Annotated in this window: 23 protein-coding genes; 14 read left to right on the top strand and 9 right to left on the bottom strand. The window is 37.0% G+C overall.

Annotated elements, in window-relative coordinates:
• The first annotated feature begins 282 nt into the window (after window positions 1-282).
• Window positions 283-3,819: a pyruvate:ferredoxin (flavodoxin) oxidoreductase gene (gene nifJ / locus J3U24_RS07820; protein ID WP_267337775.1), complete on the top strand. Its 3,537-nt coding sequence runs from the start codon at window positions 283-285 to the stop codon at window positions 3,817-3,819.
• Between the two features lie 120 nt (window positions 3,820-3,939).
• Here nifJ and J3U24_RS07815 read toward each other — a convergent pair whose 3' ends face one another.
• The 4 genes from J3U24_RS07815 to zapB form a co-directional block, all read right to left on the bottom strand.
• Entirely contained in the window at window positions 3,940-4,464 is a 525-nt protein-coding gene (locus J3U24_RS07815) for a C40 family peptidase (protein WP_081299493.1), read from the bottom strand.
• The gene (locus J3U24_RS07810) at window positions 4,412-5,770 is read right to left on the bottom strand and encodes a DUF3482 domain-containing protein (protein WP_065733948.1); all 1,359 of its coding nucleotides are present in this window, start codon (window positions 5,768-5,770) and stop codon (window positions 4,412-4,414) included. Before J3U24_RS07810 ends, J3U24_RS07815 begins: the two co-directional genes overlap by 53 nt.
• A gap of 1 nt (window position 5,771) precedes the next feature.
• Complete coding sequence (locus tag J3U24_RS07805) at window positions 5,772-7,073, bottom strand: DUF2868 domain-containing protein (RefSeq protein ID WP_267337774.1); 1,302 nt, start codon at window positions 7,071-7,073, stop codon at window positions 5,772-5,774.
• Window positions 7,074-7,148: 75 nt separating this feature from the next.
• Window positions 7,149-7,394: a cell division protein ZapB gene (gene zapB / locus J3U24_RS07800; RefSeq protein ID WP_065562652.1), complete on the bottom strand. Its 246-nt coding sequence runs from the start codon at window positions 7,392-7,394 to the stop codon at window positions 7,149-7,151.
• A gap of 100 nt (window positions 7,395-7,494) precedes the next feature.
• On the opposite strand from zapB, the gene tpiA reads away from it, so the two are divergent.
• Window positions 7,495-8,259, top strand: coding sequence for a triose-phosphate isomerase (tpiA, locus tag J3U24_RS07795; RefSeq protein ID WP_065733946.1), 765 nt, complete (start codon window positions 7,495-7,497; stop codon window positions 8,257-8,259).
• A gap of 64 nt (window positions 8,260-8,323) precedes the next feature.
• On the opposite strand, the gene J3U24_RS07790 is transcribed toward tpiA, so the two are convergent.
• A complete protein-coding gene (locus J3U24_RS07790; RefSeq protein ID WP_065562654.1) occupies window positions 8,324-8,551 on the bottom strand; it encodes a helix-turn-helix domain-containing protein in 228 nt (75 codons plus the stop codon).
• A 155-nt stretch (window positions 8,552-8,706) separates the two neighbouring features.
• On the opposite strand from J3U24_RS07790, the gene J3U24_RS07785 reads away from it, so the two are divergent.
• The 8 genes from J3U24_RS07785 to J3U24_RS07750 all read left to right on the top strand — a co-directional run bounded on the left by J3U24_RS07785 (window position 8,707) and on the right by J3U24_RS07750 (window position 16,828).
• Entirely contained in the window at window positions 8,707-9,393 is a 687-nt protein-coding gene (locus tag J3U24_RS07785) for a LexA family transcriptional regulator (protein ID WP_065733945.1), read from the top strand.
• A 218-nt stretch (window positions 9,394-9,611) separates the two neighbouring features.
• The gene (mnmA, locus tag J3U24_RS07780) at window positions 9,612-10,730 is read left to right on the top strand and encodes a tRNA 2-thiouridine(34) synthase MnmA (protein WP_267330713.1); all 1,119 of its coding nucleotides are present in this window, start codon (window positions 9,612-9,614) and stop codon (window positions 10,728-10,730) included.
• Between the two features lies 1 nt (window position 10,731).
• Window positions 10,732-11,382 carry a high frequency lysogenization protein HflD gene (hflD, locus tag J3U24_RS07775; RefSeq protein ID WP_267337773.1) on the top strand — a complete coding sequence of 217 codons (651 nt, stop codon included), beginning with the start codon at window positions 10,732-10,734 and terminating at the stop codon, window positions 11,380-11,382.
• 28 nt (window positions 11,383-11,410) lie between these two features.
• A complete protein-coding gene (gene purB, locus J3U24_RS07770) occupies window positions 11,411-12,778 on the top strand; it encodes an adenylosuccinate lyase (RefSeq protein WP_267337772.1) in 1,368 nt (455 codons plus the stop codon).
• 112 nt (window positions 12,779-12,890) lie between these two features.
• Entirely contained in the window at window positions 12,891-13,820 is a 930-nt protein-coding gene (hemC, locus tag J3U24_RS07765) for a hydroxymethylbilane synthase (RefSeq protein ID WP_267337771.1), read from the top strand.
• Entirely contained in the window at window positions 13,820-14,560 is a 741-nt protein-coding gene (locus J3U24_RS07760; protein WP_267337770.1) for a uroporphyrinogen-III synthase, read from the top strand. Before hemC ends, J3U24_RS07760 begins: the two co-directional genes overlap by 1 nt.
• A gap of 8 nt (window positions 14,561-14,568) precedes the next feature.
• Window positions 14,569-15,924: a uroporphyrinogen-III C-methyltransferase gene (locus J3U24_RS07755; RefSeq protein WP_267337769.1), complete on the top strand. Its 1,356-nt coding sequence runs from the start codon at window positions 14,569-14,571 to the stop codon at window positions 15,922-15,924.
• Between the two features lie 10 nt (window positions 15,925-15,934).
• The gene (locus J3U24_RS07750; protein WP_267337768.1) at window positions 15,935-16,828 is read left to right on the top strand and encodes a heme biosynthesis HemY N-terminal domain-containing protein; all 894 of its coding nucleotides are present in this window, start codon (window positions 15,935-15,937) and stop codon (window positions 16,826-16,828) included.
• A gap of 42 nt (window positions 16,829-16,870) precedes the next feature.
• Here J3U24_RS07750 and J3U24_RS07745 read toward each other — a convergent pair whose 3' ends face one another.
• On the bottom strand, window positions 16,871-17,194 hold the full coding sequence (locus tag J3U24_RS07745; RefSeq protein ID WP_267337767.1) for an AzlD domain-containing protein: 324 nt from the start codon (window positions 17,192-17,194) through the stop codon (window positions 16,871-16,873).
• Window positions 17,191-17,886 carry an AzlC family ABC transporter permease gene (locus J3U24_RS07740; protein WP_267330708.1) on the bottom strand — a complete coding sequence of 232 codons (696 nt, stop codon included), beginning with the start codon at window positions 17,884-17,886 and terminating at the stop codon, window positions 17,191-17,193. The genes J3U24_RS07745 and J3U24_RS07740 overlap by 4 nt, the downstream gene beginning before the upstream one ends.
• 170 nt (window positions 17,887-18,056) lie before the next feature.
• Between J3U24_RS07740 and gmk the strand changes: the two genes are divergently transcribed.
• On the top strand, window positions 18,057-18,686 hold the full coding sequence (gmk, locus tag J3U24_RS07735; protein ID WP_267330707.1) for a guanylate kinase: 630 nt from the start codon (window positions 18,057-18,059) through the stop codon (window positions 18,684-18,686).
• Window positions 18,687-18,730: 44 nt separating this feature from the next.
• Here gmk and gloA read toward each other — a convergent pair whose 3' ends face one another.
• Entirely contained in the window at window positions 18,731-19,138 is a 408-nt protein-coding gene (gloA, locus tag J3U24_RS07730) for a lactoylglutathione lyase (protein ID WP_255561379.1), read from the bottom strand.
• Between the two features lie 231 nt (window positions 19,139-19,369).
• Window positions 19,370-19,864 (bottom strand): glycine zipper 2TM domain-containing protein, encoded by a 495-nt coding sequence (locus J3U24_RS07725; protein ID WP_065733935.1) that lies wholly within the window; start codon window positions 19,862-19,864, stop codon window positions 19,370-19,372.
• Between the two features lie 163 nt (window positions 19,865-20,027).
• Here J3U24_RS07725 and J3U24_RS07720 point away from each other — a divergent pair, with 163 nt between their 5' ends.
• The 3 genes from J3U24_RS07720 to pgm are packed head-to-tail and all read left to right on the top strand — an operon-like array spanning window position 20,028 to window position 22,430.
• Window positions 20,028-20,207: a hypothetical protein gene (locus J3U24_RS07720; RefSeq protein WP_065733934.1), complete on the top strand. Its 180-nt coding sequence runs from the start codon at window positions 20,028-20,030 to the stop codon at window positions 20,205-20,207.
• 21 nt (window positions 20,208-20,228) lie between these two features.
• The gene (locus J3U24_RS07715) at window positions 20,229-20,741 is read left to right on the top strand and encodes a hypothetical protein (protein ID WP_267337766.1); all 513 of its coding nucleotides are present in this window, start codon (window positions 20,229-20,231) and stop codon (window positions 20,739-20,741) included.
• Between the two features lie 57 nt (window positions 20,742-20,798).
• Window positions 20,799-22,430: a phosphoglucomutase (alpha-D-glucose-1,6-bisphosphate-dependent) gene (gene pgm, locus J3U24_RS07710; RefSeq protein WP_267337765.1), complete on the top strand. Its 1,632-nt coding sequence runs from the start codon at window positions 20,799-20,801 to the stop codon at window positions 22,428-22,430.
• The last annotated feature ends 146 nt before the right edge of the window (window positions 22,431-22,576 follow it).

Below are 22,576 nucleotides of genomic sequence, written 5' to 3'. Positions count from 1 at the left end.
TTGGATAATATAAACTTTTTATCTAATCAATGCTATTGATACTACTCATTGGTAAACTTTCAAAAAATCTTCAACTTAAATAACTTGTCAAGTTAGCTTAATCATCAACTTTTGCAATTCGATTTACCAATGATAATTCGCTTGGTCATGATTAAAAACAGATAGTCATAACGGAAAAATTTAACACAAAAATAACTAAAAGCTATCTTACTTTCTGGTACAATAGTCAAAAAATATAATAACTAAGTAATGTCATAAAACGATAAAATACAAGGTTTTTTAATGATCATATCAGATGCTAATAGTGCGGTGTCATCTGTCGCATATCGTGCAAACGAAGTCATTGCTATTTATCCAATTACACCGAGTTCATCAATGGCTGAGCAAGCCAGCACATGGGCAGAATTTAATAAGCCCAACGTATTTGGTGATACCCCAAAAGTAGTTGAGATGCAATCCGAAGCTGGCGCAATCTCGACCGTGCATGGCGCATTAATGACTGGCGCACTAGCAACATCATTTACCTCATCACAAGGTTTACTATTAATGATTCCTTCGCTATACAAAATAGCGGGAGAATTAACACCATTTGTTTTACACGTTGCTGCTCGTACCGTTGCAACTCATGCATTATCTATTTTTGGTGACCATTCAGATGTCATGTCAATCAGGCAGACTGGCTTCGCCATGCTTTGTTCTAGCTCAGTACAAGAAGCTCAAGATTTAGCGTTAATTTCACAAATAGCAACACTCAATAGTCGTATACCATTTGTCCACTTTTTTGATGGATTTAGAACCTCACATGAAGTCAATAAAATTTACCCAATCAGTGATGAACAAATTCGTAACTTACTACCTAATCAAGCTATTGAAGCTTTTCGTGCTCGCGCATTAACACCAGATAAGCCGGTAATACGCGGGACATCAGCTAATCCTGATACCTACTTCCAATGTCGTGAAGCCATTAATCCCTATTATGAAAATGCTTACAACCATGTTGTTGATGCGATGCAGGCATTTGAAAAAGAGACAGGTAGAAAATACCAGCCTTTCGAATATTATGGCGCAGAAGATGCGCAACGTATTATTGTCATTATGGGATCGGGGGTCAGTACCACCAAAGAAGTGGTTGATCATCTAATCAAAAATGATGAAAAAGTTGGCGTAGTCATCGTCAGATTATACCGCCCTTTTTCAGCAAAACATCTGCTTGATATTATTCCTCAAACCGTAAAAAAAATCGCGGTGATGGATCGCACTAAAGAACCAGGCGCTCAAGCAGAACCACTTTATTTAGATGTAATGACAGCATTTGCTGAAAGCTTTTCTCGCGGTGAACGTAGTTATTTACCACAAATTATTGGTGGTCGTTATGGTCTATCTTCGAAAGAGTTCGATCCTCGCTCGGTATTAGCTATTTTTAATGAATTAGCTGTTGAGAAGCCAAAACCTCGATTTACTGTTGGTATTTATGATGACATAACTGGATTATCATTACCATTACCAGAACAATCAATACCACAAAAATCGGCACTTGAAGCATTATTTTATGGTTTGGGAAGTGATGGAACCGTATCTGCAACAAAAAATAATATTAAAATTATTGGTGATAACTCACCATTTTATGTTCAAGGTTATTTTGTTTATGACTCGAAAAAGGCAGGTGGTTTAACAACCTCTCATCTTAGAGTCAACCTTGAGCCTATTGATTCACCTTATTTAATCACCAGTGCTCATTTTATTGGTTGTCATCAAGATCAGTTTATTGACAAGTATCAGATCGTTGAAAGATTGAAAGACGATGGAATCTTTTTGCTTAATACGCCTTATAGTAAGGATGAAGTCTGGCATAGATTACCCAAAGAAGTGCAAGTTCAATTAATTAAGAAAAGAGCACACTTTTATATTATCAACGCGGCTAAAATTGCTCGAGAATGTAACTTAGGGGCAAGAATAAACACCGTAATGCAAGCCGCTTTCTTCCATTTATCTGAAATATTTAAAAATGATTTCAGTATCACTCAACTGAAAGAAGTTATTGCCAAAAGTTATAGCAGTAAAGGGCAAGATATTGTTGAAAATAACTGGAAAGCGCTTGATTTAGCCATCGCATCACTTGAACAAATTCCATTAAGTTGTGTTGATGAAAGTAGCTCATTGCGCCCATCAGTAGTACCAAGCAATGCGCCTGATTTTGTTAAAATGGTTACTGCAACAATGTTAGCCGGCTTAGGTGATACTTTACCCGTTTCGGCTTTCCCGCCCGATGGAACATGGCCAGTTGGCACCACCAAATGGGAAAAACGCAACATTGCGGAAGAAATTCCAATTTGGAAACCCGAACTTTGTACCCAATGTAACCATTGTGTAGTAGCTTGTCCTCATGCAGCTATTCGAGCCAAAGTGGTTAGTGAAATAGTTAATGCACCAGAATCGTTAAGCTCACTAGAAGTGAAAGCGCGAGATATGAAAGGTCAACGCTACGTATTACAAGTTGCGCCTGAAGATTGTACTGGATGTAATTTGTGTGTTGAAGTTTGTCCTTCACGTGACCGCAATAACTTTGATATCAAAGCTATTAATATGCAGTCGCGCATTGATAATCTTGAAACACAGCGGACTAATTATGAGTACTTTACAGCACTACCAGATCGTGAAATAAAAACCCTCGAACGTATAGATATACGCACATCGCAACTATTAACACCATTATTTGAATATTCTGGTGCATGTGCGGGTTGTGGTGAAACACCTTACATCAAATTATTAACGCAATTATATGGTGATCATCTCGCTATTGCTAATGCCACCGGTTGTTCATCAATTTATGGGGGTAACTTACCGTCAACACCATATACCACCGATCGCAATGGCCGAGGACCAGCATGGGCAAATTCATTATTTGAAGATAATGCCGAATTCGCCCTTGGCTATCGAATTACCTATAACCAACATAAAAAACGAGCATTACGTTTGTTGGAACATGTTGCAGGCGAAATTTCACCAGAAATTGTAATCAATTTACAATCGCCAGATCTTTCAATTGATGAAAAACGTACACAAGTCAATTTACTGCGTCAACAATTAGCTCATTTAACCTCATCGGAAGCTAAAGAGCTAATACAAGATGCTGACTACTTAATTGATAAATCAGTATGGGCAATTGGTGGTGATGGTTGGGCATATGATATTGGGTTTGGTGGATTAGACCATGTAATGAGTCTCACTGAAAACGTAAATATCTTAGTTCTTGATACTCAATGCTACTCAAATACTGGTGGTCAACAATCGAAGGCTACGCCAATGGGTGCTGTATCAAAATTTGCTGATTTAGGTAAAAATAAAGCTCGTAAAGATCTAGGTGTGAGTGTGATGATGTATGGTCACGTTTATGTTGCTCAAGTTGCCTTAGGTTCACAACTAAATCAAACCCTAAAAGCATTACAAGAAGCTGAAGCCTATAACGGCCCTTCTCTCGTTATTGCTTATAGTCCTTGTGAAGAACATGGTTATGATTTATCTAAATCTCATGAACAAATGAAAGATTTAGTAAAATCAGGTTTTTGGCCACTATACCGTTATGATCCTCGTCGTATGCAAGAAGGAAAACCGGGTCTAGTGCTAGACTCAAAAGCACCAAACAGTGAATCATTAACTGATGTGTTACTCAAAGAACAACGATTCCGTCGTTTAGAAACACTTGAGCCTGTGATTGCTAATACCTTGCATGAACAATCTGCAAAAATGGTTAATTCCAAATTTAAATTCTTGCAGATGCTAGCAACCTATTCCGATATAGAAACGCCAGCTGACAGCTAAATCTAAAAACGGATTAGTTGGTTAAATTAATCCGTTTAATCTCTTTAATGAAGATCTAATTTTTGGGAATAAAAAAACTCTCTAAATATAGAGAGTTTTTATTATATTTATTAAACTTTTTTAACGACCAGTCACACGACGTGTCATCCAGTAATGTTTTTTCCAGTAATCTTCATTCAGATTTGAATAGATAACACCTTTTGAAGTTGAAGCATGTAAGAATTTACCATCTGCATAATAAATACCAACATGTAATCCGCTACGACTACGTCCGGTTTTGAAGAAGACTAAATCACCCGCTTTAGGCGTGGTAACTTTATAACCTAATTTAGCTTGTTCAGCAGCACTTCTTGGAAGGGTCTTTTGTAATCTATTTTTGTAGAAGTTCATAACTAAACCAGAACAATCACTACCAGCTAAAGTAGTACCACCATAACGGTAAGGTGTTCTCTTCCATTTTGAGTAGTGCTGTTCAATTTTGGCTAACATCACAGGATCAGATTTAACTGATACTTGGCTATGACTGCTACTACAACCAAATAATACGAATAATGATAAAATTAGTGAGCTTACTAATAATCGCTTTTTAACGCTACCGCAGCTGCTGCGCAACTTCGTTAATAATCGATTGTCTTTTCTTGTCATTTCTTCTTGTTCCTTTATTCAACGTAGACCACTGCGAATAACGTCTTGCTACCTTTAAACTTTTAGGTAAAACGCCTTTTTGCCACTTATTCTCATCAAGTTTAGACAACTTAATTGGGCTAAGGTTCGCGTGGCTGCGAAAATTTAAACTCTCTTTAAGCTGAACTAATCGTAAAGAAAGAAAACAAATGATCACATCATCAACACTTAGTTTACTAAATCCAGAAAGCTGATAGCGCATTCTCGATCCATAATGCTTAGCAGTTTGCATTAAACTACCAACGGCTGCACCTATTAACGCAGCTGAACCAAATGATAATCCACCAGTTGCTAAATCAATGCTAGCACCGATTGTAGCGCCCGACACAAAACCTTTGGTCAAGTGAACCCCCATCGTTTTTAATGCATCAAGATTAAACAAGTCTGCATTATAACGGCCTTTGATTAAAGGCAAATTCTCTTCACTCTCTTGAGTTGAATCGAATTGATAGAGCTTCAATAAATCATTAATTGCTTTCTGTTCACGTTTCCTGACTTTATTTTGCATGTCAGCGACAGCTTGCTTATCATCAGATTTTGCCATTTCATAAAAAGCAGTCACATCAACTAATGCTTCTGCAATGATTTGGTTAGCTGTACGATTACGTGATTCACGAGTTTCAGCAATATTAACTAGCCAATTATCCAATATTTTTTTTGCTGGTTCAACCAATAACGCCAAGCTATTGTACAATTTTTCTTCACCGTCTAAGGGTGGAAAAACAGCGTTGAACCCAATGATAGCATGAATCCCCATTCTTGAAAGCAATCTTTTCCATTCCTTTTCATTCTGTTCCTCAGCTGAAATGAAGTTAAGTACTGCAAGAATCGGTTTATCGCTATTGGCTAAGATAGCTAATTCATCGTGATATTTAGGTAGAACGGGCTCTCGCACGTCGATCACATAGATAGCAGCATCACAATTTAACACCTGTCGGATTACTTTTGCTTCTTGATTGAAGAGGTTTTCAGCTTCTGGACTTTGTAAAAAAATCGTTAATTTATCGACTCCATCAAGCTTACTATTTGGCGATACAAGTTGATTGATATAGTCATAAAGCGCCAAACTGTCTTCAAATCCAGGTGTATCATAAAAAGTGATGTCGGTGTTATCCGCTAGTGGAAGTTTGATTGACTCTACATGTCTAGTAGTACCTGGCTTATCAGAAACATCACCAAAATGACTATCTCTTATTAATGCACGCAAAAGTGAAGTTTTACCAAAATTTGCATGTCCAACTATCGCTAATTTCAATGAAGTTATCATATTAATTATCCTGATCTAACCAGCTAGGATTAGCTAACGGTAAAGATAACGATTGCCAATTATGTAATTGTTTACCTTGATTAATAAACCATATTCGACTTTGCTGTGATTTATTCATTAATTGTTGAACAAAATTTAATACCCCGCGATCTGGTGCTCGATCAGTATCGATTGCAATTAACACTTTATACGCGGGTTTTAATTGCAAAAGATCTAATATTGCATTTCGCTGCTCACGAGTATTTAAAAATCCGTAAAAATGCCTGTCATGCGGTGGATTCCAACTCTCATCTACATCCACAGCCACTAAATAGACACCACTTCCTTCTTCAATCTGTGAGATTGGTAGTTGCCATTTAGGTTCGCCTAACTTATCTTCATCCACCATTTGGGTTAAAAGTGGCTGTAATTGTTGGGATAGGATTTGAAAGTCAGGATCATCCAAATTTAATTTAATTTTTCGGCTACTCACAACCCAAGCGATGCCACAAAAAGTCATTAATAGAAATCGAACGGCTAATCCATAACAGATAAAAACACCTAATAGCCAAATTGCCCAAGAAGAACGAATGTCACCCTCACTTAAAGCGTGTTCACTAAGCTTAATCACATCATCATTTGGAATCGGAAAACCAAACAAAGATGGAACATAACCTAAATAATGCGTTAACTTAATAATGGTATCAGAACTTAATAAAGTAGTTTTCCACTCAAAACTGTAGTGCTGAGTTGAAAATAGCATCAATAAAACGAATAAAGCACTACATAAAATAACGACCCAAAAAAGATTCAGAACAAAACCAAGCAACCAACGGATTGAAGAACCAAATAAAGTGATAAAAGCCGGTACAAGCTGTTGCACAGTCTTTTTTTGATAAAGCTTTTGGGCTATCCACAACCAACAGTGGATTAATAAACTACCACCAAATCGAGAAAAGAAAAAAAATGAACCAATCCAAATAATGAGCGTAATAAAATGAACACCTAATAAACACAATAGCGCCCAATACAAATTGATTGGATTTTGACTCAAAGCGCTAAATGTTAATGAACCACCTAAAAAAATCGAAATTAACAGTAATAAACAGAAAGAAATTTTAATAGAACGTAAAATAACCTTTTGCGCAGAATATAAACCATTTTGTTTAGACAGTATCGTTGCGCGGGTAATAATACGGTTAACCAAAGAGGTTGGCATAGCTTTAACTTGTCGATTAATATCTTGATCAGCAAATCGACCTGATTCGGATTCTATTAAATGGATGGTTTGAGTAAGCCACAAAGATTTTAGCTGTTCGCGCATTTAAATATCATCTTCACATTAATTAGTCGTCATAAAAGAAACGCGACCTAAGTCGCGTTAAAAAAATTGAATCATTTACTGGGTTATTTCACCAATTTTGCTTAAAAGGGTTTGAATACGTTGTTGCCAAACTTGTTGATCTTGTTTTAACTTCTCATTTTCGTCACGTAATGCTTTCATCTCATCTGAACTATCATTAATTAATTGTTCAAGTTCATGATTGCCTTGCTTTAATCTCGAAATCTCTTCTTTCAAGGTATTAATAGTGTTTACAGTGTTTTGAATTTTAGTTTCTAATTGATTCAATATTTCTAATGACATATTTTTCCTCAAGCTCAATTTATTTGGTGTATAATAAGGAGTATTATAACGAATTCATTCTGAAATCAACACCTTTTTAAATCTTAAGTTGGAGAAAATTATGCGAAAACCACTCGTAATGGGTAACTGGAAACTCAATGGAAGTATCGAAATGGCTAAAGACTTAGTTGCAGGACTAAGAGCTGAGCTATCAACTGAAGCAAATTGCGATATTGCAATTGCACCACCGACTGTGTACTTAGATTTCGTTAAACATCAATTAGGTGGCTCAACTATTCTTTTAGGCGCACAAGATGTTGGTGTTCATCTTTCAGGTGCTTATACTGGTGAAGTCTCAGCCACTATGTTAAAAGAAATCGGTGTGACTCACGTGATCATTGGTCACTCTGAACGTCGTACTTATCATAAAGAATCAGATGAATTTATCGCTCAAAAATTCGGCGTTTTAAAAGAAGCTGGACTCGTTCCTGTACTATGTATTGGTGAAACAGAAGCTGAAAACGAAGCAGGTCAAACTCAAGCAGTATGTGCTCGTCAAATTGATGCAGTAATTAATGCATTAGGTGTTCAAGCATTTAATGGTGCTGTAATTGCTTATGAACCAGTTTGGGCAATTGGGACTGGAAAATCTGCAACTCCAGCTCAAGCGCAAGCAGTACATAAATTTATTCGTGACCACATTGCAAAACAAGATGCCGCTGTCGCTAAACAAGTTATCATTCAATACGGTGGTTCTGTAAATGACAAAAATGCAGCAGAACTATTCACTCAACCAGATATTGATGGTGCATTAGTTGGTGGAGCTTCATTAAAAGCAGATGCTTTTGCAGCGATTGTTAGAGCAGCAGAACAAGCTAAAAAATAAGCATTAAAATAAAAAAGACGCCTATAAAAGGCGTCTTCTTTTTAACTAAATAAAATTTTGTAACTTATTTTTTAACCTTATTTTCATACCTAGATGGCCAAATTTTCTCAACAGGCACTTGCAAATATTCAGAGATAATACGTTCATATTTAGGACAATGACGATATAAAGCATTACGTAAAGTATCAGCCTGTAAACCACTTGATCGTGAAAGCGCCCTTAAATTTCCGCCTCGAATTTTAATTTCACCTACAACTCTTGATGGTGTCCAGTCTTGATCTTGTTCTCTCATTATGAGATCCTCTATTGGTTAAATTTTTTGCTATTGTAAAGATTATCGGTGTTACGATTCTAGATCGATAAAAAGTTACCGGCAAAGAATAGCACATAAAAAAACGAATTAAAACAATAAAAACAAAAAAACAGCCACAAATGGAATAAAATATAATGGAAACGAAAGAAAAAAAACCTAAAACCAAAGAAAAAACACGAACTTTTAACGATACTTGTGTTGAAACTTTTAAAAACCGATTAACGCTCCTATTAGAAGGTCGTTCAGGCAATGCATTTGCCAGAAGTGTTGGTATGTCCGAAGCGGTAATCCGTGATTACTTAAGTGGAAAAACCTATCCATCACTCAGTCGATTAGCTACTATCGCAGATAAATGCGATGTATCAATTGAATGGTTAGCAACAGGTAAAGGTGAATGTCGCTTACTACCTGAAACGCTAAGCCGAGGTACAGTGAATGTTCCGTTTCTTAATAAGAACGAAACTATTAACGCATTCACAATTTTAGATACGATCCCATTTGATCTCACCTTAACTAAACATCAAGGTTGTGAAGCAGATGATCTTGCTGCGGTTTGGGCTAAAGGTGATTGTATGGAACCAACTATATCCAACCATGATATAGTCATTATTAATACAGCAAATAATAAACCAGTTGATGGTTTCCTTTATACTGTACAATATGATGATCAAATTACTATTAAACGAATTCAAAATCAAGGTTCAAATCTGTTATTGATTTCAGACAACCCAAAATACCCGACTATTACGAAAGCTAAAAATGAGCAAAAAGATTTTAAAATAATTGGTCATGTAATCTATTTATTGAAAAATCTCAATTAATATTGCCATTGTGCTTTTTTTATTTTTACTCCATTGATGCAAATCAATGGAGTTTTTTATCACTCGATATTGCATTTTTTTCTGCGAACAACTTTGTAATAAAAATGTCATTAACAAAATTAAGCAATCTAATCACATTCCATACAGCATAACCTTATACATTTAGCCTTAATTATGCTAAAATCACCACAAAATTTTTGCCCATTAATTTAGTTATTATGCCAAATGTAAACACTCGAAAAAAAGTCGTTGTCGGCATGTCTGGCGGCGTAGATTCTTCCGTTTCTGCTTATTTATTACAACAACAAGGCTATGATGTTGTTGGTCTATTTATGAAAAATTGGGAAGAAGATGACACAGAAGAATATTGCTCTGCAGCTATCGACCTCGCTGATGCACAAGCAGTCTGTGACAAATTAAATATCAAACTCCATACCATCAACTTTGCTGCAGAATATTGGGACAATGTCTTTGAACATTTTTTATCTGAATACAAAGCAGGCCGAACGCCGAATCCAGATATTTTATGTAACAAAGAGATCAAATTTAAAGCATTTCTTGAATATGCAGCAGAAGATTTAAATGCCGATTATATTGCAACAGGTCATTATGTCCGTAAACGCGAAAATGGCGACAAAGTGGAATTACTCCGTGGAATCGACAACAACAAAGATCAGAGTTATTTTTTATATACGCTTAGTGAAGACCAAATTCGTCAAAGTTTATTTCCTGTTGGCGAACTTGAAAAACCACAAGTAAGAAAGATAGCAGAGCAACTTGGCTTAGCAACCGCAGCCAAAAAAGACTCAACAGGTATCTGTTTTATCGGAGAACGAAAATTTAGTGACTTCTTAGCGCGTTATTTACCTGCACAATCAGGCGTTATTCGAACCGTAAATGGTGAAGTTATTGGTCAACACCAAGGATTAATGTACCACACATTAGGTCAACGCAAAGGGCTTGGCATTGGTGGTCTAAAACAAGCCGACGACACTCCATGGTACGTAGTTGATAAAGATATTAAAAATAACGAATTAATTGTTGCTCAAGGTCATGACCATCCAGCACTATTTTCAAATGGTTTAATTGCCCAACAACTGCACTGGGTTGATCGTAAAATTGTTACCCAACCATTTCATTGCACAGTTAAAACGCGCTATCGTCAACAAGATATCTCTTGTTGTGTTACACCACTAGGTGAAGATAAAATTGAAGTCATGTTTGACAAACCTGTTGCAGCTGTCACACCAGGACAATCAGCAGTGTTTTATCAAAATGAAGTTTGCCTTGGCGGTGGAATTATCGAGGAACGAATTATAAGCAGTAAGGAGCATTAAAGTGAACAATAAATACCATCATATTGCAATAGCTCTTGCCGGCGCGACACAAAGCGCAACACTTATCCCCCAGCTTGCTAATACTGGGGTTTGTAATACGGCAATTTATCAAGTATCGATAAAAAGCATATTCAACACATCACCAAAAACCACTGATGATGTTTATGATGGTATAAACAATATCAAAACAGGGTTAGAAACACTGATTACCCTACTCTCCTCTAACCAAAAACAACATGTTGAACTGATTCGTTACCTTTTTGGCACCTTAAGTATTACCAGCAAACTATTAAAAAATAATGAAGCGTTAGATAAAATAGATCAACGTTTACAACGAATATCAGGCCTATATCCTGAAATGAATAATGAAACAATCGACAATCATATTGACGACCTATCTTATTCATTAGCTGGAATCTATTCTGATATCATCAGCCCGTTAGCAACAAAAATCAAAGTGGTAGGTAAAGCTGAATATCTACAAAATTCATTAGTTCAAGCCAAAGTCAGATCTTCACTATTGAGTTGTGTTCGCTCGGCCATTTTATGGTATCAAGTTGGAGGAAGTCGCTTCCAATTCCTATTAAGTCGCAAACGAATAGCTAATGCAGCGCAAGAGTTATTAAAAGAAATTAATCAACAAAGTTATTAAATTAAAAAATAGCAACGGAGTAAAACCGATGGAATTATCTGCTCTAACCGCCCTATCACCAATTGATGGTCGTTATGGTGACAAAACAACAGAATTACGCACAATTTTTAGTGAATATGGTTTATTAAAATATCGCGTTCAAGTTGAAGTACGTTGGCTACAAAAATTAGCTAGCCAAGCAGATATTCTGGAGGTCCCAGCTTTAAGTGAGCTTGCCACTAAACATCTTAACCAAATTGTAGAAAACTTTGATGAACAAGATGCACTACGCATTAAAACCATCGAAAAAACCACAAACCATGATGTTAAAGCGGTTGAATATTTCCTAAAAGAGAAAGTAAACAGTAACGAAGAGCTACAAGCTATTAACGAATTTATCCACTTTGCCTGTACCTCTGAAGATATTAACAATCTATCTTACGCATTAATGCTAAAAACAGCGCGAGATACAGTAATCGTTCCTTATTGGAATAAATTGATTGATATTATCACCGCTCAAGCTAAAGCTTATCGTGACCTTCCATTGCTATCAAGAACGCACGGACAACCCGCTACACCATCTACCATTGGTAAAGAGTTTGCTAATGTAGCCTACCGTTTAAAAAGACAACTTAAACAACTACAGTCAATTGAAATACTAGGTAAAATCAATGGGGCGACAGGTAACTATAATGCACACATGGTGGCTTACCCACAAATCAATTGGCACAAATTTAGTGAAGAATTTGTCACATCATTGGGATTACAATGGAATCCATACACCACGCAAATTGAACCACATGATTATATTGCCGAATATTTTGATTGTGTAGCGCGTTTCAATACCATCATGATCGACTTTGATCGTGATGTTTGGGGTTATATTGCACTAAATCATTTCAAACAAAAAACCATCGCTGGTGAGATCGGCTCTTCAACCATGCCACACAAAGTGAACCCAATTGATTTTGAAAACTCTGAAGGTAACTTAGGTATAGCTAACGCTATTATGAGTCACTTGGGTAGCAAACTACCTATTTCTCGTTGGCAACGAGATTTAACTGACTCAACAGTATTACGTAACCTTGGTGTAGGTATTGGTTATGCGATCATCGCTTATCAATCGACCCTAAAAGGCTTAAATAAGCTTGAAGTCAATCAAGAATATCTACTTGAAGAGCTTAACCGTAATTGGGAAGTGCTAGCCGAACCAATTCAAACCGTAATGCGCCGTTATGGTATCGAAAAACCATACGAAAAATTAAAAGAACTCACTCGCGGTAAACGTGTTGATGCACAAGGAATGCAACAATTCATTGACTCGTTAGCTTTACCTGAACATGAAAAAGGACGATTAAAACAATTAACACCGGCAAATTATATTGGTTATGCAATTCGTTTTGTCGATGAACTTTAAGCCGCACATTTAAACCGTAAAAAAATAAAAATGTCTTCATGCCTAAAGCACTCAAGACTTTAGGCAAATCGACTGAAGAGTTAAAGAAAAGATAAACAAAGATTTGAAAGGAATGGAAACACCATTGAAAATTCGCATCGCCACACGTAAAAGCCCCTTAGCACTTTGGCAGGCTAACTATGTAAAAGAACAACTGACAGCTACCCATAGCGATCTGACCGTGGAACTTCTTCCTATGGTAACCAAAGGTGATGTGCTTTTAGATAGTCCACTGTCAAAAATTGGTGGAAAAGGATTATTTGTAAAGCAACTAGAGCAAGCCATATTAGACAACGAAGCTGATATTGCTGTTCACTCAATAAAAGATATTCCCGCCCAATTCCCGGAGGGACTAACCCTATCAACCATCTGCCAACGCGATGACGTACGTGATGCACTCATATCAAACCAATATCAAAGCTTGGACGATTTACCGCAAGGTGCCATTGTTGGCACCTCAAGTCTAAGACGCCAATGTCAATTGCGAGCAAAATATCCACATCTCATTATAAAAGATTTACGTGGAAATGTAGGCTCTCGTCTAGCGAAATTAGACGATCAACAATACGATGCAATCATCCTCGCCGCTGTCGGTTTAAAGCGATTAGGATTACAAGAACGAATCAAACAATATATAACAACAGATTTAATCTTACCGGCGGTTGGGCAAGGTGCGGTTGGCATTGAAACCCGATCAAATGATGACACGATTCTTAAATTACTTGCACCTCTAGACGATAAAAACAGCCGAATTTGTATCCAAGCAGAAAGAGCAATGAATCAAGCCTTACAAGGTGGTTGCCAAGTGCCAATCGCCTGCTATAGTCAATTAACGAATGATTTATTAACTTTAACCGGGTTAGTTGGTAGTATTGATGGGAGCAAAATCATTAAAGCGACGCTAACCAAATCAGCAACCGAGCCTGAAACCTTAGGTCAACAACTGGCATCAGAATTGTTAGCCAAAGGAGCTGATAAAATTTTAGCGGAAATAATTGATTGATGATTTATATTACTCGCCCTTCCCCCGAAGGGGATAAGCTAACCCAGCAATTAAATCAAGCAAATATTCCGGCAACCCATCTCCCATTATTCAAAATCTTAGCAGGTCATGGACTAAATAACCTTCAACAACAGCTCAACCAACTTGCCCCATCAGATATCGTAATTGTGGTATCGCCACAAGTCAGCTATATGATAAAAGAACATCAACCTAATCTAAGCTTTCCTAAACATCTACGCTATTTTGCCATTGGCAAAAAGTCAGCTCAATTGTTTAGTCAACAAGCTGACGTTCACGTTGATTATCCAAGTGAGGAACATAGTGAGGGATTATTACCACTATTGACTGACTTGCAAGGCCGTTCCGTTTTAATTTTGTGTGGAAACAATGGACGGCAATTTCTCTCTCAAGAGTTGCAACAAAAAGCAAACGTGACCTCAATACAATGTTATTTTCGTCAACCAATTCAATATCCAGCCAACATACTAACTGATGATATTGCTCAACAAATCCTACTCGTAACAAGTGTCGATCACCTACTCCAACTCGACACATATTGCCAAAATAAACATAAATATGAAGCACAATTGGTGGTAACTAGCCCACGGATATTCGAAAAAGCCAAGCAACTAAATTGGCATAACGTTTTACAAATTGTTAGCGCAAATAATGAATTTTTATTTAAAACAATGATAACTCTATGTCATAATGCGGAAAATATTTCTCAAAAATCTAAATGAGGTAATTTATGCCATCTAGATATTATGGTGCCAATGCAACACTATCAAACATCAGCACCACTTCATTTAGCCAAATAAAAAAGACAGAAGCGAATAATATGATGAATATAAATAAAAAAGAGCCAAAACCTTCTAGTCCTCAACCTGAGCCATCAGTCAATACGCTAAAAGCGCCAGTATCAAAACTCTCAATACTCGCCATCGGATTAACAGTTTGCTTAGGTGGATTGATCTATTTTCAAGGTTATAGACAGCTCCAAAACCAAACACATGAAATCTCAACGCTACAAGCTGAAATTGCCAATTTAAAACAAAATACCAAAGCAAGTATCATTAAAGATCTTCAAAGTAATATTGATGATGCCATCAATAAACAAAACCAACAGTTTTCATTATTAACACAACGCGTTGACCGTCAATTAAGCGACAACCAAAAAGCTCAGCAGCAACTTACTGAACAAGTTAATGATACCAATAAATTAAACGAGCAAAACCTAAATAGCCTAAACGAACGTTTAGCAGCCGTATCGACTCTGGATAACAACGTTTGGCTCATCTCGCAAGCAAACTACCTAGTGCATTTAGCCGGTAGAAAAATCTGGAGCGATCAAGACTACACCAGCGCCCGTTTATTACTCAAAAGTGCAGATGAAAGCTTAGCGAAAACAAATGATCCAAGCTTACTCCCTGCTCGACAAGCCATCACCAAAGATATTAACTCACTATCTCAAGTCACTTTTGTTGACGCTGATGGCATAATCCTAAAATTACTTGGTTTAACTGAATCAATAACAGAATTACCATTAGTTGGAAACTATAAAGATATCGATCTGGGCATGAATCAATATGACGATACTCTTGCTAACAACGCCAATACTTCAGCAGATAATGTCACCCATTCAACAGATGATTGGTCAGATAATTTACTTGCTAATGCTTCAACATTTATGGATAAATTCATCAAAATTGAAAAATTAGATGTAAAAGATAACCATTTTTCTGAGTGCCTAGACAAAGCTGGAAGTGACGAAAAGCAAATTGTTAAATGCCAGATCCTAAAAACACCACTTAGTGCAGAACAATCACTTTACCTGCGCGAAAATATCCGTTTCCGTCTATTAATTGCTGCTCAAGCAGTACCAAGACATCAAGAACTCATTTATCAACAAGCACTAAATGATACCGCAATTTGGGTCAATGCGTATTTTGATGGTAATGCCCCAAGCGTAAAAGCATTCATAGATGAGCTTGAAAACTTACAAAACCAACCAATCAGTAACCAAAACATACCTGATAAACTCGACAGCATTACTGAACTTGAAAAATTAATGCAAACCCGCGTTAAATCGATATTAGGTAAATAGGAGAATAATAATGTTCAAAATACTCATTATATTCCTAGTGTTAGTTGGTGGATTTTTCCTTGGGCCATTGTTTGAAGGCCACCAAGGTTCTGCGGTATTTGAAGTTGCCAAATATCGTATCAGCATGTCATTTAACTCATTTATGATATTGCAAATCATTGGCTTGCTCTGCCTATACCTAATCTATAAATTATTCTCTAAAATCTTCAATACCAAATTGGGTAATTGGTTTAGATTACGATCGCCAAAAAAATCAATTAAACGTATTGAACAAGCGCAATTTTATTTATTAGAAGGTGATTACCGACAAGCAGCAAAACTATTTATGAAAAGTGCCAAAGGAGCAAAAAGTTCGACACTATCTTACTTACTTGCTGCTCAAGCACAAATTGATGATGACCAACTTATCGCCGCTAATCAATCTTTAGAGCAAGCAGCTAAAAGTTGTCAACCAAATGAATTATTTGCTTTTCAGATTGTACAAATTCGGTTACAAATCAAAAATCATGAATATAGCTCAGCTAAAATCACAATCGAAAAACTGCTAAACGAAAAACCGCGTAACATTGAGCTCCTAAAATTAGCAGACCAGCTATATTATGAATCACAAGATTATCAAGCGGTGATTGAACTGTTACCGATCTTATACAAAACCAAAGCTTACCCTGATTCGCAACTCGATCAGTTCAAACAAGCGGCTTATATTGGTCGTATAAAACAGTTATCTACGGATATTGATCCTTTAGCCTTAATAAAATGGTGGAAAAAACAACCAAAATCTATCATTAACAATCTTGCCAATCAAAAAGCAATGGCCAACTACCTAACTCAATTAGGTCAAACTGCCGAAGCTGAAAGACTAAAAAGAAACATCATGCGATTAGAGCAAAAAGAACAATGTTGACATAAAAAAACAGGGCAATCGCCCTGTTTTTTTTATTTATCGCTAGAGAATAAAATACCGAATCAAAGCCATACAACTCATACCAGTAATCACCACCCACATCAGGTTTCGTGTCAATACCGCCACGATAATAGTTGGCACAGCGGCTAAACAATATTCCAAATTAAAAGAAGGAAACTCACCTTGCTTAACAATAAACAAATTTTGCACAAATAGCGCAGTTAAAATACAGATAGGCACATAAGATAGAAAACGAATCACGATTTCAGGCAATTGCAATTTTCTAACTAATAAAAATGGAATAACTCGCGGTAACCAAGTCACCACACCACTCCCCAAAATAATCAACAAACTATACAAACTCATGCCTTACGCTCCACAATAATACCCATAAAGCAGCCAGCAAAAGTACTAAATAATATTGCCATTTCTGACGATACAAATCGCAATAAAAAGACCAGCACCACAGTTACAGTTAACATTGCAATAATCAGATTTCTAATGGTTTTTGTTTTATCACCAGTTAACTGCAAATATAATAAACCAATAAACATCGCAACTAATGCATAATCTAAACCAAACTGAGCAGGATTCGGCAACCACTCGCCGATCAATGCACCAACTAAACAGGATAATATCCACGCCAAATAAGCAGTAACATTCAGCCCATGCATCCAAGGTGGATTGATCGGCGTTTTATTAGCAATGGCATTCATCGCAACCGCAAAACTCTCATCGGTTAATAAGCTACCAATCCCAATATTATTTAAAAGCGAAAAACGCCGAAAAGCAGGAGCAGTAGCCATACTCATCAAAAAATGGCGTGAATTAACCAAAAAAACAGTAAATATCACAGCCGAAATCGGAGTTGCTACAATCATTAAACCCGTGATGATAAATTGCGATGCACCCGCATAAATGATAGCAGCCATCAAGGTGATTTCTAACACTGACAAATTAGAGGCTTTACCCACTACACCCGCAGCGATACCAATTCCAATATACCCCAATAAGGTGGGAATACAGGCGCGCACACCATCTTCAAACGTTAATGACATCTTTCATTCCTTACAAACTGATATCTTGAATAATTATAATGATAAAGATTAGATTGCAGACAATTAATTAGACTAAAAACAATAAGCCGCATTTTATAATCAAACTTTGCTATAATAGAGTATAACAACGCTCTATTAAAACTATTTATTATATTACGGTAAAATTATTTATGTATACAGGCACTTTATTTATCATTTCAGCACCAAGTGGTGCAGGCAAATCAAGCCTGATTCGCGCCTATCTAGCGCAAACTAATCACCATCCGGCTAAAGTTTCAATCTCTCATACAACCAGAAACCCAAGACCGGGCGAAAAACAAGGTGAACACTACTATTTTGTAGACAATCAAGAATTTGAATCGCTTATAAAACAAAATGCCTTTGTTGAATATGCTCACGTCTTTGACCACTACTATGGCACATCCAAAGCTGAAATCGAACAATCATTACAGCAAGGAATAAATGTCTTTCTTGATATCGATTGGCAAGGTGCACAGCAAGTAAGACAGCAAATGCCTGAATCAAAAAGCATCTTCATTTTACCGCCATCACTAAAAGAGCTTGAAAATCGACTGATTAAACGAGGCCAAGACGACGCGAATATCATCAGCAAAAGAATGCACAAAGCTCAATCTGAAATATCGCATTATAACGAATATGACTACATCATAATAAATGATGATTTTGATGAATCATTAACAGCACTTAATGCCATTATGACAACAGCGAGTCTTGAGCAAGCAAAACAAACCATCACACACCAACAACTTATTGATGACCTGCTTGCACCAAAATATTAATAGATTTGAAAAAAATATCGCCGAAAAATCGGCGATATAACGTATTAATTACCTAACGCTTCAGACGCTTGGCTATTTTGAATTAACTCAAGTTTATAACCATCGGGATCTTCAACAAAAGCAATAATCGTCTTACCACCTTTAACCGGCCCCGCCTCACGAGTCACACGACCACCCGCTTGACGAACGTCTTCGCACATCTTAGCCACATCATCAACCCCGATAGCAATATGACCAAACGCCGTACCATGATCATATTTATCCGTCCCCCAATTATAGGTCAACTCAATCACCGAACTTTCAGACTCATCACTATAACCAACAAAAGCAAGCGAGTATTGATATTCAGGATTCTCACTTGTTCTAAGCAACTTCATTCCCATTATACGAGTATAAAAATCAATTGAACGTTTTAGATCGCCGACGCGGATCATAGTATGTAAAATACGCATTGCAGTACTGTTCCTTATTACAATTAAACATCTAACTTGAGTTTATCTATTTGCACCAAACCAAGCAAATTTTTATGCTGACAAAATAATCAATCAAGAGAATTTAAAAATAGGAAAAATGGGAAAAATGGGAAAAAAGGAAAAAAAGGAAGAAAGGGAAGAAAAAAAATGCCTTCACGAATCATACAATAAGTGAAGGCGAACAAATCAGTAAGATTTGAAAAGGAACCTTTAATATCTTGAATTATATTTTGGTGCTGCACTAATACGTTTACCGTTAGAGATCAGTTTCACTTTTTGACCAGGGTAAAACTGCTTAGCATCACCTTTTTGAACAATAACAATCGTTGAACCTTTATCTTGTTTGATTTCTAATTCAACCGCTGCAGCTTGGCTTGCTTTGTTTTCGATAGCATCACCTAAAATTGCACCACCTACAGCACCGGTAGCTGCAGCTAAAATTCGCCCAGTACCATTACCAATTGTATTACCTAATACTCCCCCGATGACTGCGCCGCCTAAAGGACCCGCAACATTGCCACCATTTTTGCCATCAGAGTTAGCTTGAATCTTCACAGCTCTTACAGCAACAACTGTACCATAACTTACTTGTTGAACTTGCTTAGCTTGATCGGTTGTATAAACATCGCCAGAATAAATATCACTATTACTGCACCCAGATAAAATTGCTGCTAGTATAGTTAATGTGACGATTTTTTTCATAATTTATTCCTCATATATTGAGTATAAAATTTTATACCTCTAATAGCATAATATTCTTTTGCAAAAACGACAACATCATTTTCACAATTTTATCATTTGATAATACAATTTATAATCAACTTAGGTTATACTCAGCTCAATAGTTAATCTACCATACAATAAGTACATGAAACGGTTATTTTTTCCTTTAATATTATCAGTTATGATAACTGCCTGTCATGATGAAAATCAAAAAGCAACGACGAAAAATGAAACCGTCACTCATCAATCTAAGCTTGATTGTATGAATGACAAACCGAATTTAAATCTTGACGCCATCGCAGCTGATGGTTGTCCAGTAAAATAATTTTATAGGCAAAATAACAGCATGAAAACTATCGAAATCGACGAAGAACTTTATAACTTTATCGCAGGCCAAACTAAATATATCGGTGAAGATGCCTCAAGTATTTTAAGACGATTATTAAAGTTTAACCAATTGTCAGCAATCGAAATTGCCCCATCAGAACTCATTGAAAACAATTATTCAGTTATTGAAAACCTGATTAAAAGTGAAAGATTTACTAAAGAAAGATCCACCATCAGTCGATTTTTAATGGTATTAAACGCGCTATACAACTACAACTCTGCACTATTCTCCATTGCAGCGACCTCACTCCATGGTAGAAAGCGTCAATACCTAGCAAAAGACCCAACAGCACTCGAAACCTCAGGTAAAAACACCAAACCACGAGAAATCATTGGCACCCCATACTGGGTCATTAGCAACACCAATACTGCTCGTAAAATACTCATTATAGAATCGATTATGAGCGACATGGGAATATCAGAAAGCATGATAAACCAAGTGACTCATGTATTCTCACCATCAAGTAAATAAAAATTCACTCAATGAACACAAAAGTGAATAAAACGAATTGTGAAAGAGGAGTAAAAAATGGATAAGCCAAGTCGTGCGGGATTGTTAGCGCAACCGACAGACCTAATAAATGTCGAAACATTAAAAAACAATTACTACCAAATCAAACCAGATACAGACAATATCAGCCAACTGGTCATCTTTGGTACATCGGGTCACCGTGGTAGCTCAAACAAAGGCACCTTTAACGAAGCTCATATTCTAGCCATTGCACAAGCGGTGGCGGAATACCGCAAAGCTAACAACATCACTGGTCCTTGTTTTATTGGCCAAGATTCCCACGCCTTATCCGAACTTGCGCTAAAATCCGTATTAGAAGTCTTTATTGCTAACGAACAAACCGTAGTCATCGCTCAAAACTGGGGTTACACACCAACGCCGGTAATATCGCACGCCATCTTAACTTACAATAAACAATCACAATTAGCTGACGGCATCGTTATCACGCCATCACACAACCCACCTGAAGATGGCGGAATCAAATACAACCCAACTAACGGCGGGCCTGCTGATACTGACATCACCAAACAGATCGAAAATCGCGCTAACGAACTACTCAAAGCCAACCTAAATGGTGTCAAACGCGTCACGATCGAAAAAGCGATAAAATCTGACTACCTGCATACTAAAGAATATGAAACCGATTATGTTAATGACCTACAAAACATCATCGATCTATCGCTTATCAAATCATCATCACTCAAAATTGGGGTTGACCCGCTGGGTGGCGCCTGTATTACCTATTGGCCACGCATTGCTGAAAAATATGGCCTAAACCTTGAAATCGTCAACAACAAAATCGACCCAACATTTAGCTTTATGCATCTTGACCATGATGAAATTATCCGCATGGATTGCTCAAGCCGTTGGGCAATGGCAGGATTACTAAATCTAAAAGACAAATTCGATCTAGCCTTTGGCAACGACACCGATGCTGACCGCCACGGTATCGTCACCCCAAAAGGACTAATGAACCCAAATGCCTACTTATCAACCTGTGTAAACTACCTATTCCAAAACCGCCCACAATGGCACAAAGATATCGCAATCGGTAAAACACTTGTAACCAGCTCAATGATCGACCGCGTAGCTAACAGCTTAAACAAAAAATACCTTGAATATCCGGTTGGTTTCAAATGGTATGCTGATGGACTCTATCACGGCAAACTCGGATTTGCTGGTGAAGAAAGCGCTGGCGGATCATTTTTAAGAACCAACGGCAAAGTCTGGACAACTGATAAAGATGGCATCATCTTATGTCTACTTGCTGCAGAAATGACGGCCAAAATTGGCAAAAACCCACAAGAACAATATCAAGAGCTTGAAGACAAATTTGGTGTCTCATACTATGGACGCATTCAAGCTTCGGCTACATTTGCTGAAAAACAAAAACTGGCCAAACTTGATGCAAGCCAATTAACCACAGACAAACTAGCCGGTGAAGAAATAACCCAATGCCTCACTACCGCGCCAGCAAATAATGCGCCAATTGGTGGATTAAAAGTGATCACCGAAAACGGCTGGTTTGCAGCTCGCCCATCGGGAACGGAAGACGCATATAAAATCTATGCCGAAAGCTTTATCAGCAACGAACACCTTGCCATCTTACAGCAAGAAGCACAACAAATAGTGGCAAAAGCAATAAAATAAAAAGCAGATAAGTTAACGGATAAACGGGGTAATAAGGCTAAATATAATTATTTATTAGCCCCAAAAACCCCGTTCCTCAACTTTTTTTGATGCAAAAAAACAGCTACTAAAAAGCGCTACAGTTTAAAGCAGAATTATTTATTTAA

Source organism: Gilliamella sp. B2785, from assembly GCF_026537005.1.
In the GTDB taxonomy this organism is placed as follows: Bacteria; Pseudomonadota; Gammaproteobacteria; order Enterobacterales; family Orbaceae; genus Gilliamella; species Gilliamella apicola_E.
The sequence above is the reverse complement of the archived record's forward strand: the minus strand, read 5'-3'. Positions and strand labels throughout refer to the sequence as shown.